General features: G+C 61.5%; 1 protein-coding gene. It reads right to left on the reverse strand.

The window, feature by feature from the left end; genetic code table 11:
- The coding region (gene tuf / locus ACR0FG_RS20880) for an elongation factor Tu (RefSeq protein WP_480895281.1) at positions 1-1103 on the reverse strand (1103 nt) is incomplete at both ends.

Consider the following 1103-nt stretch of genomic DNA (forward strand, 5'->3'; position numbering starts at 1 on the left):
ACGGTGCGGCCGCCTTCGCGGATGGCGAAGCGCAGGCCGTCTTCCATCGCGATGGGCGCGATCAGCTCGACGGTGAAGCCGACGTTGTCGCCGGGCATAACCATCTCGGTGCCGGCCGCCAGGGTCACGGTGCCGGTCACGTCAGTGGTCCGGAAGTAGAACTGCGGACGGTAGTTCGCAAAGAACGGGGTGTGACGACCGCCTTCTTCCTTGGTCAGGATGTAGGCTTCGGCTTCGAACTTGGTGTGCGGGGTCACCGAGCCGGGCTTACACAGAACCTGGCCACGCTCAACGCCTTCACGATCCACACCACGCAGCAGGGCGCCGATGTTGTCGCCTGCTTCACCGCGGTCCAGCAGCTTGCGGAACATCTCAACACCGGTGCAGGTGGTTTTGCTGGTGTCGCGAATGCCGACGATTTCGATCTCGTCGCCAACGTTGATCACGCCACGCTCGACACGACCCGTAACAACGGTACCACGGCCCGAGATCGAGAACACGTCTTCGATCGGCATCAGGAACGGCTGATCCACAGCACGCTCAGGGGTCGGGATGTATTCGTCCACGGCTGCCATCAGTTCCTTGATCTTGTTCTCGCCGATTTCCGGATCACGGCCTTCCATCGCGGCCAGAGCCGAACCCGCTACGATCGGAATATCGTCGCCCGGGAATTCGTACGAAGACAGCAGCTCGCGGATTTCCATTTCCACCAGCTCCAGCAGCTCTTCGTCGTCAACCTGGTCAACCTTGTTCATGAACACGACCAGCGCGGGAACGCCAACCTGACGCGCCAGCAGGATGTGCTCGCGGGTCTGGGGCATCGGGCCGTCGGCTGCGTTCACAACCAGGATCGCGCCGTCCATCTGAGCGGCACCGGTGATCATGTTCTTGACGTAGTCGGCGTGGCCGGGGCAGTCGACGTGGGCGTAGTGACGCGCGTCGGTCTCGTATTCCACGTGGGCGGTCGAGATGGTGATGCCGCGCGCTTTCTCTTCCGGCGCACCGTCAATCTGGTCATACGCTTTGAAGTCACCAAAATACTTGGTGATCGCTGCGGTCAGCGTGGTCTTGCCGTGGTCAACGTGGCCAACTGTACCAATGTT

It is taken from the genome of Ruegeria sp. E1 (assembly GCF_056534225.1).